The organism is Streptomyces sp. NPDC093109, from assembly GCF_040701725.1.
Taxonomy (GTDB): Bacteria; Actinomycetota; Actinomycetes; order Streptomycetales; family Streptomycetaceae; genus Streptomyces.
The window spans coordinates 107,666-123,061 of sequence record NZ_JBFBEZ010000004.1; the positions used below are offsets into that span (position 1 = coordinate 107,666).

The following is a 15,396-nucleotide window of genomic DNA, read 5'->3' on the forward strand; positions in this document are numbered from 1 at the left end:
TAGCGTGGATCTCCCGCCGCCGCTCCCCTCCTGCGAGCCGCGGTTCCCCCTCCCGTCTCCAGCAAGGATCTCGACGGTGACCGAACTCATTCCTGGCTTCCTCTGGGGAGCATCGACCGCCCCGCACCAGATCGAGGGCAACAACGTCAACAGCGACTGGTGGGCGTACGAGCCGAACATGCCCGGCATGGCGCGCAGCGGCGACGCGATCGACAGTTACCACCGCTACGCCGAGGACATGCGCCTCCTCGCCGACGCGGGCCTCAACGCGTACCGCTTCGGGATCGAGTGGGCCCGTATCGAGCCGGCCGAGGGACATGTCTCCCTGGCCGCGCTCGCCCACTACCGGCGGATGATCGACACGGCCGTGGACCTCGGCCTCACGCCGGTCGTCACCCTGCACCACTTCACCAACCCGCGCTGGTTCACCGAGGACGGTGGCTGGCTGGAGGACCGGGCGGTCGACCGCTTCCGGTCCTACGTCGAGACCGCCACCCGGATCCTCGACGGCGTCGAGTGGGTCTGCACCATCAACGAGCCCAACATCCTCGCCCTGATGGCGCTGATGGGCCAGTCGCGGCAGCCGCGGTCCGAGGACGAAGCGGAGAAGTGGCAGAGCCCCACCGTCGAGGGGGACGCCCGCCCGGTGCTGCCCTCCCCCGACCCGGTGATCGGCCGGCGCCTCGCCCGCGCGCACCAGGCCGCCCGCGAGGTCCTGCGCGAGCGCACCGACGCCAAGTCCGGCTGGACCGTGGCCTGTCAGGCACTCACCCCGACCCCGGGCAACGAGGAGAAACTGCGCGAGGTGCGTTACGTCCGCGAGGATCTGTACCTCGAAGCGGCCCGTGGCGACGACTTCATCGGTGTGCAGTCCTACTCCAGCCAGACGGTCGACGCGGACGGCATCGTCCCGCACCCCGACAGCCCGGGAAACACACTGACGGGCAACGCGTTCCGGCCCGACGCGATCGGTATCGCCGTCCGGCACGCCTGGGAGACGACCGGGGGCATCCCGGTGCTCATCACCGAGAACGGCATCGCCACCGACGACGACACCCGCCGCATCGCGTACACCTCTCAGGCCCTGCGCCATCTGTTCGCGACGGTCGACGACGGCATCGACGTACGGGGCTACCTCCACTGGACCGCCCTGGACAACTACGAATGGGGCCACTGGGAGCCCACGTTCGGACTGATCGCCGTCGACCGCGAGACGTTCGAACGACACCCGAAGCCGAGCCTCGGCTGGCTGGGCGACGTCGCCCGCAGCGGCGGCAAGGCGCTGAAGGAGCAGTCGTCATGACGGCCACCGAGAGCGCGACGGGCCCCTGGGACGCCTCCGGGCTGCACTCCGCCGGACGGCTGCCGATGCGCGCCCTGCGCCGCGTCCCCGACATCGCACTCGACGGCACCTGGGACTTCCAGCTGCTGCCGACGCCCACCTCGCCGCTCGGCCCGGACTGGAAGAAGATCCAGGTCCCGGGGCTGTGGACGATGCGGGAGGACCTCGCGGACGGGGACGTACCGCACTACACGAACGTGCCGATGCCGTTCGACGAGGTGCCCCCGCAGGTGCCCGCGGACAATCCGACGGGTGTCTACCGGCGGGTGATCCAGCTGTCCCCCGTACCCGGGCGCCGCACACTCCTCCATGTCGGGGCCGCCTCTGGGCTGCTGCGCGTGGTCGTCAACGACCGCCCGATAGGCAGCAGTTCGGACTCGCACCTGGCCGCGGAGTTCGACATCACCGACGCTGTCGTGCCCGGGACGAACCGGATCGACCTGCGGGTCGCCAAGTGGTCGGCGGCCAGCTATCTGGAGGACCAGGACCACTGGTGGCAGTCGGGGCTCACCCGCCCGGTCTTCCTGTACTCGCTGCCCGGCATCGCGCTGGCCGACGTGGCCGCCGTGGCCGACTACGACCCGGGGACCGGACGCGGCGATCTCCATGTGGACGTGTCCACCACGGGACTCGACCACCTCTACGACACCGGTGGCTGGTCGGTGCGGATCGAGGTGCTCGACCGGTCGGTCCGGCTGCCGGTCTCCCCCCGCCTCGCCACCCGTACCCTCCCGCTGCCGTCCCTGGACAGGTCGGTACGGCCCGAGCCGCTGCTGCCCGACGACTTCATGGACCTGCTCAGCATCAACGCGGCCGGTGCGCCCGTACCGCCGGAGTTCCGCGCGATCCCCGCGACCATGTCGACGCTCCCCGAGCCGGACGCACCGGCCGGCCGCGCGGCCTTCTCCCTCCCCGGCCTGCCCGTCACCCCCTGGTCGGCGGAGATCCCCCACCTCGAAGACCTCACCGTCCACCTCGTGGCACCGGACGGCAGCGTCGCCGACGAGGCCCGTGTCCGGATCGGCTTCCGCCGGGTGCGGATCGAGGGGCGCGACCTGCTCGTCAACGGCGAGCGCGTACTGATCCAGGGCGTCGCCCGCCACGACGTCGACCCCAGGACGGGGCGCGTCATGTCCCGCGAACGGCACCTGGCGGAGCTGTCCCTGCTCAAGCGGTTCAACGTCAACGCGATCCGCACCTCGCACTACCCGAACGACCCCGAAGTCCTCGATCTCTGCGACGAACTGGGGCTCTACGTCATCGACGAGGCGGATGTGGAGGGCCACGCCTTCGCCTCCACGATCGCCGACGACCCCGCCTACCTCGCCGAGATCGTCGAGCGCGTCTCCCGGATGGTGCTGCGCGACCGCAACCACCCCTCGGTGATCTCCTGGTCGCTCGGCAACGAGACCGGTCACGGCGCGGCCCACGACGCGGCGGCCGGCTGGATCCGCCGCTTCGACCCGACCCGGCCCCTGCACTACGAGGGCGCGATCTCCACCGACTGGCACGCCGGGCACACCGCGACCGACATCCTCTGCCCGATGTACCCGTCGATGGGCAGCCTCACCGGCTACTCCGCCGACCCGCGCGCCGACCGCCCGCTGATCACGTGCGAGTACGCGTTCTCGATGGGCAACGGCACGGGCGGACTCTCCGACTACTGGGAGCTGTTCGAGTCGCTGCCCGGTCTCCAGGGCGGCTTCATCTGGCAGTTCACGGACCACTCCCTGGACCGGGACGGCGACGGAAAGCTGCGCTACGGCGGCGACTTCGGCGACGACTCCTACAACGGGCCGATGCTCGCCAACGGGGTGGTGTTCCCCGATCTCACCCCGAAACCGGCCCTGTTCGAGGCGCGCGGCATCTTCAGCCCGGTCCGGGTCGTCTCGGACGCCGAGGAGGCACGGGCCGGCACACTCCGGATCCGCAACCGCCAGTCGTTCGCGGACCTCGGCGCGTACACACTGGAGCTGCGCGTCGAGACCCCGGCCGGTCCGGCCGGCGCGGTGACCGTCCCGACCCCGGAGGTGGCCGCGGGCGCCGAGGGCACCATCGCCGTCCCCGCCGCCGTACACCAGTTGCTCACCGCCGGACCCGTACTCGCGCTGACCCTGACCGTACGTACCCGCGAGGACGCCCTGTGGGCACCGGCGGGCACCGAGATCGCCGCCGGGCAGGTCACCTTCCCCCAGGAGCCCGTACGGCTTCCCGCCGCGCCGGCGCTCAGGCCCGTACTGTCCCTGGACGGCGAGGGCAACCTGGTCCACCCGCTGCTGCGCGGCTCCCCGCGGCTCGGCCTGTGGCGGGCGCCGACCTGCCACGACATGTCGTTCTCCCTCGACAACCGGTTCGTACGCTCGGGATTCTTCCAGCTCACGCCCGTCGACACCGAGGTCAAGGAGACCGGCGACGGAGCCGTCGTCACCACCCGTTACGAGGCCGCCTTCGGCGACGAGGTCATCCACCGGCGGACCATCACGGCGCTCGCCGAGGGCGACTGGGTGCTCAACGAGCAGGTGACGCTGCCCGAGGGCACCAGGGACGGGCTCCGTGTCGGCATGGAGTTCGAGCTCGTCGACGGCTTCGCGCACGCGGACTGGGTCGGTCTCGGACCGTGGGAGAACTACCCCGACCGGCGGGCGTCTGCCCTGCTCGGCGCCTGGCGGAGCCCCATCGACGAGCTGGCCGTGCCCTATCTCCTCCCGCAGGAGAACGGCACCCGCGGCGAGGTCACCGCGCTGAGCCTGACCGGCCCCGCCGGCACGGTCCGCACCACCCACCCGACGCCGCTGCACATGAACGTGGGCCGGTACCGGGTGAGCGAGATCGAGGCGGCCGAGCACTGGTGGGAGCTCCCGCCGAGCGACAACACCGTGGTGCACCTCGACATCGCACACCGCGGCCTCGGTACGGCGGTCCTCGGCCCCGACACCCATCCGCGCCACCGGCTCACGGGCAGCGCGTACGCGTGGGAGTGGCGCCTGACGCTGTCGGCGTCCGGCTGACGGCGCACACACCACACCCGCCCGTCGGCCCGTACGGCGCGCCCGCTGTCCACCGGGCCCCGACAACAGTGTGCAGGAGAAGCCCCGATGCTCAAGCCCCGCCCCACCGCCACCCGTGAACTGGTCAGCCTCGACGGGATCTGGCGGTTCGCCGTCGGCCCGGCAGCCGGCGGAGAGCCATGGTCGGGCCCGCTCGACACACCGCTGGAGGCACCCGTACCGGCCAGCTACAACGACCTGTTCGCCGACAGCGCGATCCGCGACCACGTCGGCTGGGTGTGGTACCAGCGAACCGTACGGGTGCCGCGCGGCTGGGCGGGTGAGCGGGCCGTGCTGCGGGTGGACGCGGCCACCCACGAGGGAAAGGTGTACGTCGACGACGTGCTGGTCGCCCGCCATGTGGGCGGCTACACGCCGTTCGAGGCGGACATCACCGAACACGTGCGGCCCGGGGGGGAGTTCAGGCTCACCATCGGTGTCAACAACGAGCTGACCGACGTCACGATGCCGCCGGGCACGATCACCGTCGCGCAGGACGGCCGGCGCAAGCAGACGTATCTGCACGACTTCTACAACTACGCGGGCCTGGCCCGCTCGGTGTGGCTGTACAGCAGGCCCGCGGTCCACGTCGAGGACATCACGGTCGTCACCGGCCTCGACGGCTCCACCGGGACGGTCGGCTACACGGTGGAGACGAACGCGCCCGCCGCGGTCCGGGTCCGCGCGCTCGACGCCGGCGGCGCCGCGGTCGCCGCCGGGGAAGGGCCGAACGGCACACTGCGGATCGACGGCGTCACCCCGTGGCGGCCGGGTGCGGCGTACCTCTACGACCTCGTCGTCGATGTCCTGGACACGGACGGCGAGGTCGTGGACACCTTCGGCGAGCCGTTCGGGGTGCGTACGGTGGAGGTGCGCGGGACCCGGTTCCTCATCAACGGGGAGCCGTTCTACTTCACCGGCTTCGGCAAGCACGAGGACACTCCCGTGCGCGGCAAGGGCCACGACAACGCCTATCTCGTGCACGACTTCCAGCTCATGGAGTGGATCGGCGCCAACTCCTTCCGCACCTCGCACTATCCGTACGCCGAGGAGGTCATGGAGTTCGCCGACCGGCACGGCATCGTCGTCATCGACGAGACCGCGGCCGTCGGGCTCAACCTGGCCGTGGAGAGCGGGCTGCTGGGCACACCGCCCCGGCCCACGTTCTCCGACGAGACCTTCGGCGACGACACCCGCGCGGCGCACGCGCGGGCCATCCGGGAGCTGATCGCCCGCGACAAGAACCATCCCAGTGTCGTGATGTGGTGCATCGCCAACGAGCCGTCCTCCAACGAGGAAGGGGCGCGCGAGTACTTCGAGCCGCTCGTCGAGCTGACCCGCACGCTGGATCCCACCCGCCCGGTGACCTACGCGGCGGTGATGTTCGCGACGCACAAGAACGACCGCATCGCCGATCTCTTCGATGTGCTGTGTATCAACCGCTACTACGGCTGGTACGTCGCCACCGGTGATCTCGCCACCGCCGAGGCCTACTTGGAGGGTGATCTGCGCGGCTGGGCCGAGAAGTTCGACAAGCCGATCATGGTCAGCGAGTACGGGGCTGACACCCTGCCGGGGCTGCACTCCCTCTGGCCCGCGCCGTGGACGGAGGAGTACCAGATCGAGTATCTGGAGGCGAACCACCGCGCCTTCGACCGTATCGACGCCTTCATCGGTGAACACGTGTGGAACTTCGCCGACTTCCAGACGTCGAACGGCATCCACCGCGTCGGCGGCAACAAGAAGGGCGTCTTCACCCGCGAACGGCACCCGAAGGCGGCCGCTCACGCGCTGCGGCGCCGGTGGCGGGGGCTCGGCGGGCGCAAGCCGTCGGACACCGGCGAGTAGCTGCGCCGCGTGCGAGCGCAGGACGACCGAACACCCGTGAAGGAGAGAGTGATTTGACCCGCACCGACCCGGCCGTCTCACCCCGCACCCGCTTCCGCGGTGGTGCCGCCGCCCCGTACGAAGACCCGTCCCTCCCGGTCACGGAGCGCGTCGAGGACCTCCTCGGCCGGATGACCACGGAGGAGAAGGCCGGGCTGATGTTCCACAGCCAGGGCGTCATGGGCCCCGCCGGCGAGTTCGTCGAGGACGCCGCGCTGATGCAGTGGGGCGAACCGGTGCGCGACATGGTCGAGAACCGGCACATGAACCACTTCAACCTGGTCGGCGGCGCCGAACCCGAGGAGATCGCGGCCTGGCACAACAAGGCCCAGGAGGTCGCGCTCGCCACACGCCTCGGCATCCCCGTGACCCTGTCCAGCGACCCGCGCCACCACTTCAGCGACAACTGGGCCATGTCGACGGCCGCACGCGGCTTCGCCCAGTTCCCGGAGACGACCGGCCTCGCCGCGATCCGCGACGAGGAGACGGTGCGTCAATTCGCCGACGTGGTACGGCGCGAGTACCTCGCCGTCGGGATCCGCGTCGCCCTGCACCCGCAGATCGACCTGGCCACCGAGCCGCGCTGGTCCCGGATCAGCGGCACCTTCGGCGAGAACGCGGATCTCACCGGCCGCCTGGCCGCCGCCTGTATCAAGGGCCTCCAGGGCGAGACCCTCGGCCCGCACTCGGTCGCGGCCATGACCAAGCACTTCCCCGGCGGCGGACCGCAGAAGGACGGCGAGGACCCGCACTTCCCGTACGGACGCGAACAGGTCTACCCCGGCGGGATGTTCGACCTCCACCTCGCGCCCTTCCTCAAGGCCCTGGAGGCCGGCACCTCGCAGATGATGCCCTACTACGGCATGCCGGCCGGCACCGGCATGGAGACCGTCGGCTTCGGCTTCCACAAGGGCGTGATCACCGGCCTGCTGCGCGAGAAGCTCGGCTTCGACGGCATCGTCTGCACCGACTGGAGCCTGCTCCACGACACGGTCCACGGCGAGGCCCGGGCCTGGGGCGTCGAGCATCTCACCGCGTCAGAACGGGCGTTGAAGGTCATCGAGGCCGGCTGCGACCAGTTCGGCGGCGAGTCGTCCCCCGGCCTGGTCGTCGACCTGATCCGCGCGGGCACGGTGTCCGAGGAACGGATCGACGCCTCCGTACGGCGTCTGCTGCGCGAGAAGTTCGTTCTCGGCCTGTTCGACAACCCGTTCGTGGATGTCGACGCCGCCGCTTCGGCTGTCGGCACGGCCGAGGCGGTCCTGGCGGGGCGCGACACCCAGAGCCGTTCCGTCACCCTCCTCAAGAACACCGGCGACCTGCTCCCGCTCGCCGAGGGCACCCGTGTCTACGTCGAGGGTGTCGACCCCGCGACCGCCGCCGGGTACGGCACCGTCGTGGCCGCCCCCGAGGAGGCCGACGTGGCGATCCTGCGGCTGCACACCCCCTACGACCGGCGCACCGGCCCCCTGGAGAAGTACTTCCACGCCGGCCGTCTCGACTTCGACGCGGCGGAACTCGCCCCCGTCCTCGACGTGTGCGCCACGGTGCCCACCGTCGTCGACATCTATCTGGAGCGCCCCGCCGTGATCCCGGAGATCGCCGGCGCGTCGGCCGCCCTGGTCGGGAACTACGGCGCGGGCGACGGCCCGCTGCTCGACGTGGTGTTCGGCCGGCGCGCCCCCGAGGGCAGGCTGCCGTTCCCCCTGCCGCGTTCGATGGCCGACGTGGCACGGCAGCGGCCCGACGTGCCGAGCGACGGAGCGGACGCCGTGTTCCCGTACGGCCACGGGCTGGCCTTCACCGAAAGCAGCTGAGCCCGTCGCTCCCGGTCACGCCTTCGGGCCCCACAGTACGATGAGGCATGACGTCGTACCCGAACAGTTCGAACCCGGCGGGGGCCGGCACCGCCGCGCGGCCCGGCTCGCGGACCGGTCGGCGTACGGCCGGCACCGGGCGCAAGCGCCTCGACGACGACCGGCGGGACGAGCTGCTGGGGCGGCTGCGGGCGATCGTCCTGGCGGAGGGCTTCGCCGGGCTGACCGTCGACACGCTCGCGGCCCGGCTCCAGTGCTCGAAGTCCACGCTGTACGCGATCTCCTCCAACCGCCACCACCTCGTGGCGACCGCGCTCAAGAGCTTCTTCCACGACGCGGCGGAGCGGGTGGAGGAGGAGGTCGCCGGGGTCAGCGACCCGGCCCGGCGGATCGCCACGTATCTCGCGGCCGTAGGTCACCAGATGCGCCGGATGTCGGCCGCGTGCTACGAGGACATGCTCGACGACGACCTGACCCGGGAGATCTACACGGTCAACTCGCTGGCCGCGACGGGCCGGGTGCGCGGGATGATCCACGCGGGCGTGGAGTCGGGCGACTTCCGCGCGGTGCACGCCGAGTTCGTCAGCCAGGCCGTGGGACTGCTGATCGACGGCATCCACAGCCGTGAGCTGCTCGTCCGGACGGGTCTGTCCTCGGGCGACGCCTTCGTCGAGCTGAGCGATCTCGTCCTCGGGGCGGTCTCCAAGACCGCTCGCTGAGCGGCGGGCCCCAGCTCCGGCCCCGGCTCCACCACGGCGTTCACACGGATCCATCGAGGCCGTCACTGTTCACACCCTTGATGAATACTTCATGCAGTACTAACGTACGCGAAATCGTACCCGTAATCGAAGGTCGCCTTCGTCGTTCCGTTATGAGGCAAACGATGGCCCTCTCAGGTCCCCGCTCTGCCGCCGACCCGCTCGACCGGGTCCACGAGCTGGTCACCCTCTACAGCGCACCGCACGCGAGCGTCGCCCATCTGCTCTGCGACCGTTATCCGGCCGACGCGGTCGCCTACACCGTCGTCGAGCCCGATCTGTCGGCCACCGTGCTCACCTACGGCCGGCTGCGGACGGACTCCGAGCGGTTCGCCGCCGCCCTGGCCGCACTCGGCGTCGGACCGGGCGACCGGGTGGCGACGCTGATGGGCAAGAGCGTCGACTACCTCGTCGCACTGCTCGCGACCTGGCGGCTCGGCGCGGTGACGGTGCCGCTCTTCACCGCCTTCGCGCCCCCGGCGATCGCCCTGCGGCTGCTGGCGAGCGACGCCAAGGTCGTCATCTGCGACGAGACACAGCGCGCGAAGCTCGAACCGGGCGAGGACATCCCGGCCGACGCGGCGTGGCAGGTCGTCGTCAGCGGTGGCGCCGGCCGGCCGGGCGACGGTGCCGGCCGGTCCGGCGATCTCTCCTTCCGCGCACTGCTCGACGCCCACGAGCCCGGGTGTCCCGCCGCCGCGCTGGGCGGGGACGCGCCGCTCGTACACATCTTCACGTCCGGCACGACGGGCCGCCCCAAGGGCGTCTCCGTCCCCGCCTCGGCGATCGCGGGCTTCCGCCTCTACGCCGAATACGGCTGCGGTGTGACGGAGAACGACGTCTTCTGGAACGCCGCCGACCCCGGCTGGGCGTACGGGCTCTACTTCGGTGTGATCGCCTCGCTGAGCCTGGGGGTGCCCAGCCTGCTGCTGCACTCCGGGTTCTCCGCCGAGCTCACCTGGCGGGTGATGGACGCATTCGACGTCACCGTCTTCACCGCCGCGCCCACCGTCTACCGCTCACTGCGCGCCTCCGGCGTCCCGGTGCCCGACGGTCTCGCGCTGCGCCACGCGTCCAGCGCGGGCGAGCCGCTGACGCCCGAGGTCAACGCCTGGGCCGGGGAGGCGTTCGGCATCCAGGTGCACGACCACTACGGGCAGACCGAGGCGGGCATGCTGGTCAACAACCACCAGCTGCCCGCACTGCGGCGCCCGGTGCGGCCGGGGTCCATGGGGCATCCGATGCCCGGGTGGAGCCTGCACGTGCTGTACGAGGACCGCGACGAGATCGCGCCGGCCGGCACGGTCGGCCGGATCGCCGCCGATCTCGCGGCGAGTCCGCTGGCCTGGTTCCGCGGGTACGAGGGCGACCCGGCGAAGAGCGCGGAGAAGTTCAGCCCCGACGGCCGCTGGTACTACACCGGTGATGTCGGCCGGGTGGACGAGGAGGGGTACTTCCACTTCTCGTCACGGGACGACGACGTGATCATCATGGCCGGCTACCGCATCGGCCCCTTCGATGTCGAGTCCGTCCTGGTCACCCACCCCGCGGTGGTCGAGTGCGCGGTCGTCGCCGCCCCCGACGAGGTACGCGGCGAGGTTCTCGAGGCCTACGTCGTCCTCCGGGACAGAGCCGAGGCGTCCGACCAACTGGCCGTCGAACTCCAGCAGTTGGTGAAGAAGCGGTTCGCCGCCCATGCCTACCCCCGCACGGTGCACTTCACCGACCACCTGCCGAAGACACCCAGCGGAAAGATCCAGCGATTCGTCCTGCGCCGGCGGCGCGCGACCGACCCGGGGGCCCACGCGTGACCACAGCGGTACTCACCGAGCAGTCCGGCGCCGTCCGCCGGATCCGGCTCAACCGGCCCGGGAGCCGGAACTCGATCAACCCGGACCTGATCACGTCCCTGGACGCCGCCGTCACGGACGCGATGCGCGACCCGGACACCGAGGCCGTGGTGATCGCCGGCAACGGGCCGAGCTTCTGCGCCGGAGCCGATCTGCGCCATCTGCTGGAACTGGCCCGCACGGGCGGGGATCCACTGGCGTTCCTCGGCCTGGTCTCGGAGTGCTTCACCCGGCTGGAGACGGCGCCCAAGCCCGTCATCGCCGCCGTGCACGGCCATGTGGTCGCCGGGGGGCTGGAGCTGGCGCTCGCCTGCGACGCGGTCGTGGCCCGTACCGGCACCCTCATCGGTGACGGCCACATCCGCAACGGGCTGCTGCCCGGCGCCGGATCGAGCGTACGGCTGCCCCGCAAGGTGGGCGAACCACTGGCCAGGCGCCTGATGCTCACCGGCGAACTGCTGCCCGCGGAACACTTCGTACCCAGCGGCTTCGTCCAGGCCGTCGCCGACGCCGAGGAGTTCGAGGCGGCCGTCACGGCCGTGGCGCGGTCCTTCACCGGACTGCCGCCCGGCCAGGCGTGGATGAAGCAGCTGCTCGCCGACCCCGGCGTCCCTCAGGCCCTGGCGCGGGAGCTGGACGTGTTCGCCGCGCACTGGCGGGAGCGGGACATCGCCGCCGAACTCAACCGATTCTTCGACCAGCGAGCCGTGAGGTAGCACCGTGCAGCGTTATACGGACCGAGTTGTTCTGATCACGGGGGCCGGGCAGGGCCTGGGCCGTGCCATGGCCCTGCGATTCGCCTCGGAGGGAGCCCGGTTGGCGTTGTGCGACGTCAACGGGGCCTCGGTGAAGGAGACCGCCGAGGAGTGCGGCGGCGCCGACGCGCGCACCTCGGTGGTGAACGTGGCCGACGCCCGGCAGGTCGACGCGTGGGTGGCCGGCACGGTGGACGCCTTCGGCCGCGCCGACGTCCTCGTCAACAACGCCGGGGTGATCCGGGACAACCGTCTGGAGCGGATGACCGACGACGAGTGGGACGCCGTCGTCGATGTCAGCCTGCGGGGCATGTTCCACTGCTGCCGGGCGGTCTTCCCACACATGAAGGAGCGGGGCTACGGCCGGATCCTGTCCTTCTCCTCCATGTCCTGGCGCGGCAACTTCGGGCAGGTCAACTACGCCGCCGCGAAGGCCGGTGTGGTGGGCATGGCCCGCACGATCGCCCTGGAGGGCGCGTCCCACGGCGTGACGTCCAACGCGATCGCCCCCGGCCTCATCAGCACACCGATGCTGGCCTCGATGAACGACGCCGCCCGCGCCAAGCTCGCCTCCCGGGTGCCCATGGGGCACATCGGCGACCCCGCGGACATCGCCGAGGCCGCCGCCTATCTCTGCTCGGAGGCCGCCCGGTACGTCACGGGCGTGGTCCTCGATGTGGACGGCGGGATCAGCATCGGCAGCGCCCTGCGCTGAGCGCGCACACGACCGACCGCACACCACGAACCGAATCAATGGGAAAGGGCAGAGAGACATGGCCGATGTGACCGACACTGCCGAACTCGTCGTCGAGAACGATGTGATGGTCCCGATGCGCGACGGCGTCCGCCTGCGCACGGACATCTTCCGACCGGCCGGACCCGGCCCGTACCCGGTGCTGCTCCAGCGCTACCCGTACACCCCACGCGACGGCATCTCGGCGATGTTCGCGCAGATCATCGCCCGGCAGGGCTATGCCGTCATCGTGCAGAGCTGCCGGGGCCGGTTCGGCTCCGAGGGCGAGTTCTATCCCCTGGTACCGGATGTGGAGGACGGTTACGACGCCGTCGAGTGGGCGGCGGCCCAGCCCTGGTCGACCGGCAAGGTCGGCATGTGGGGCATGTCCTACAGCGGTTTCTCGCAGTGGGCCGCCGCCATCGCCAGGCCGCCCCACCTGACCGCGCTCGCGCCGTTCACCTGCGGCTGGGACTGGAGCGACAGCACCTGGTACTACGCGCCCGGTGTGCTGCACCTCGGTCTCACGCTGAGCTGGAGCGGGCTCATGACCACGGAGGAGGCCGATCGCCGGGGCATACCGTCGCCGCTGCCCGGCTTCGCCGCCGGCGGCCGGCTCATGGACGAGCGGGGCCTGGGCGATCCGGCGATGCGCACCGAGCTGATGCGGCTGGAGACGGCGGACACCCTCGGCATGCTCGGCCACCGCCCGCTGCGGGACGTGGATCAACTGCGGGAGCTGGCACCGTGGTTCCGCGACCACTGCGACCACGACGACGGCGGCGACCCGTACTGGCAGCGGATCAGCGCCGCCGCCCACGCCGACGACATCGACCTGCCGGTCTTCCATCTGGCCGGCTGGTACGACTTCTTCGCCAAGGGCAACCTGGACGCCTACACCACCCTGTCCCACCACGGCGCCACCGAGCGGACCCGCGAGACACAGCGCCTGGTCGTCGGGCCCTGGAACCACAACTGCATGCAGATCCGGCCCGACGCCGACCAGAACGCCGGAATGTTCGTCGACTTCGGCCCCGACGCCCCGGTCATGCGGTTCTTCGCCCACCACCTCAAGGGTGAACTCCCGGACTACCAGCGGGAGGAGCCGCCGGTCCGGCTGTACGTGATGGGAGACAACGTCTGGCGCGAGGAACGGGAGTGGCCCCTGGCCCGGACGTTGTGGACCCCGTACTACCTCCACACCGACGGCACACGAAGCCTGTCGACCCGGGCACCGGGCGACGAGGAGCCCGACCAGTACGTGTACGACCCGAGCGACCCCGTGCCCGGCTCGCTCAGGACGGGCGCGACGTACAACGACCCCGTCGACCTCGACGCGGTGGCCGCCAGGCCCGATGTGCTCGTCTACACGACTCCCCCGCTGGAGACCGAGGTCGAGGTCACGGGTCCGGTGAAGCTGGAGCTGTGGGCGTCGTCGTCCGTGGAGAACACCGACTTCACCGCGAAGCTGATCGACGTCTTCCCCGACGGCAGCGCCGTCCCCGTCTGCCAGGGCATCGTCCGCACGGGCCACGGTGTGACGGAGCCCCGGACACCGGGGACCCCGTACCGCTACGAGATCAGCCTCTGGTCGACGAGCACCGTCTTCAAGGCCGGACACAGCATCCGGCTCGACATCTCCTCCAGCGAGTTCCCCACCTTCGACCTGAACCCGAACACGGGGGAGCGCATCACCCACGCCACCACCGACAAGACGGTCCCCGCGGTCCAGCGCGTCTACCACGACGAACCGCGCCCCTCCTGCCTGATCCTCCCGATCATCCCTCGCTGACGAACCGTCAAGGAGCACCATGGAAGCCGTGGTTCCCGCCACACTGCGCCGATCGCCGGACGGCGACGCGCCGCCGTTCTCTCCCTACGCCACCCATGTCCCCGCCCTCGACCCGTACGGCTACGTCGAGGAGGAGTGGATCGCCACCGGCGAGGAGGACGGCCACGCCTACGCGACGACGGTGCTCGTACGGCGCCCCCGGGACCCGGCGCGTTTCAGCGGCACCGTGATCGCCGAACCGCTGCACGTCCACGGGATCGCGCCGATCTGGATCTACACCGCGCCCTACATCCTGCGGTCGGGGCACGCGTGGGTGGAGATCACCGCGCAGAAGACCACTCTCGACCTGCATGTGAAGGCGTCCGGTCCGGAGCGCTACGGGTCGCTGCGCATCGAGGGGCCCGACAGCGCGGACTTCGACCTGAACGCGAACCTCGGGAACCGGGAGCGGTCAAAGACGTTCTTCGCCGAGCTGGTGCGCCGCAACCGGGCCACGAGCGCGATCCTCGCCCAGGTCGGCGCGGCGCTCCGCTCGCCGGACGGGCCGTTCGCGGGAACGTCCGAGGGAGCGGGGACGGCGGTGGACCGGATCGTCCTCGCCGGGCACTCGCAGACCGGTTATGTCACCACCGCCTACATCGGTGACACCCACGCCGTGCGGCGCCTGCCCGACGGCTCGCCCGTCTACGACGGCTTCTTCCCCTCGGGCTTCCCGCTCGGCCCCTTCCACGACGTGGACGTACCGGTCGTACAGGTCATGAGCGACGGGGACGTCTCCGTCCCCGACTACTCGTTCGTCCCCGGTTACGAGGGGCGTGGTTACCGTCGCGAGGACAGCGACGGGCCCGGCGACCGGTTCCGCCTCTACGAACTCGCCGGTGTCCCCCACATGGGCACCCGGCAGGCGCCGTACAGCGACGCGTCGCTGTGGAAGGCCAACTACGCGAACGACAACGTCTCGTTCGGGCCGAGGATGAACAGCCTGCCGCACTTCGAGCTGTTCAGCATGGGCCTGCACCACCTGGTCGAGTGGGTGGCGAACGGTACGGTGCCGCCCCGGGCCGGCCGCCTGGAGGTGGGCCCCGACGGCCGCTTCGCCAAGGACGAGCACGGCAACACCCGGGGCGGCGTGCGCACCGCCCAGCTGGACGTACCGCACTCCACCTACCTGCCCAACCCGACCCGTCCGGACGGCACATCCAGCCATCTGACGGTCGGCAGCGACGAGCCGTTCGACGCGGCGACGCTGCGGAAGCTGTACGGGGACTCGGCCGGCTACCTCCAGCGTTTCGAGGCGCGTCTGGACCAACTCATCGCCGAGGGATGGCTGCTGGCGGATGACGCCGAGGATCTGCGGCGCGAAGCACGGGAGTTGGAGATCCCGTAACGGCGGCGGCGGGTACAGGGAGGCATCC

The 15,396-nt window shown here is 70.9% G+C and carries 10 protein-coding genes; all 10 read left to right on the forward strand.

Annotated features, from left to right (window positions below):
• Positions 1-76 precede the first annotated feature (76 nt).
• Positions 77-1,303, forward strand: coding sequence for a family 1 glycosylhydrolase (locus AB0389_RS06350; protein WP_366394169.1), 1,227 nt, complete (start codon positions 77-79; stop codon positions 1,301-1,303).
• Positions 1,300-4,350, forward strand: coding sequence for a glycoside hydrolase family 2 TIM barrel-domain containing protein (locus tag AB0389_RS06355; protein WP_366394170.1), 3,051 nt, complete (start codon positions 1,300-1,302; stop codon positions 4,348-4,350). The genes AB0389_RS06350 and AB0389_RS06355 overlap by 4 nt, the downstream gene beginning before the upstream one ends.
• Before the next feature lie 87 nt (positions 4,351-4,437).
• Positions 4,438-6,237 (forward strand): beta-glucuronidase, encoded by a 1,800-nt coding sequence (gene uidA, locus AB0389_RS06360; protein WP_366394171.1) that lies wholly within the window; start codon positions 4,438-4,440, stop codon positions 6,235-6,237.
• Positions 6,238-6,290: 53 nt separating this feature from the next.
• Positions 6,291-8,093: a glycoside hydrolase family 3 N-terminal domain-containing protein gene (locus AB0389_RS06365; RefSeq protein WP_366394172.1), complete on the forward strand. Its 1,803-nt coding sequence runs from the start codon at positions 6,291-6,293 to the stop codon at positions 8,091-8,093.
• 47 nt (positions 8,094-8,140) lie between these two features.
• Positions 8,141-8,812: a TetR/AcrR family transcriptional regulator gene (locus AB0389_RS06370; protein WP_366394173.1), complete on the forward strand. Its 672-nt coding sequence runs from the start codon at positions 8,141-8,143 to the stop codon at positions 8,810-8,812.
• 164 nt (positions 8,813-8,976) lie between these two features.
• Positions 8,977-10,662 (forward strand): AMP-binding protein, encoded by a 1,686-nt coding sequence (locus AB0389_RS06375; RefSeq protein ID WP_366394174.1) that lies wholly within the window; start codon positions 8,977-8,979, stop codon positions 10,660-10,662.
• The gene (locus AB0389_RS06380; RefSeq protein ID WP_366394175.1) at positions 10,659-11,417 is read left to right on the forward strand and encodes an enoyl-CoA hydratase/isomerase family protein; all 759 of its coding nucleotides are present in this window, start codon (positions 10,659-10,661) and stop codon (positions 11,415-11,417) included. The genes AB0389_RS06375 and AB0389_RS06380 overlap by 4 nt, the downstream gene beginning before the upstream one ends.
• 4 nt (positions 11,418-11,421) lie before the next feature.
• Positions 11,422-12,171 carry an SDR family NAD(P)-dependent oxidoreductase gene (locus AB0389_RS06385; protein WP_366394176.1) on the forward strand — a complete coding sequence of 250 codons (750 nt, stop codon included), beginning with the start codon at positions 11,422-11,424 and terminating at the stop codon, positions 12,169-12,171.
• Between the two features lie 58 nt (positions 12,172-12,229).
• Positions 12,230-13,981, forward strand: a complete 1,752-nt coding sequence (locus tag AB0389_RS06390; RefSeq protein ID WP_366394177.1) for a CocE/NonD family hydrolase — start codon at positions 12,230-12,232, stop codon at positions 13,979-13,981.
• A gap of 19 nt (positions 13,982-14,000) precedes the next feature.
• Positions 14,001-15,368, forward strand: a complete 1,368-nt coding sequence (locus tag AB0389_RS06395; RefSeq protein WP_366394178.1) for an alpha/beta hydrolase domain-containing protein — start codon at positions 14,001-14,003, stop codon at positions 15,366-15,368.
• Positions 15,369-15,396 lie beyond the last annotated feature (28 nt).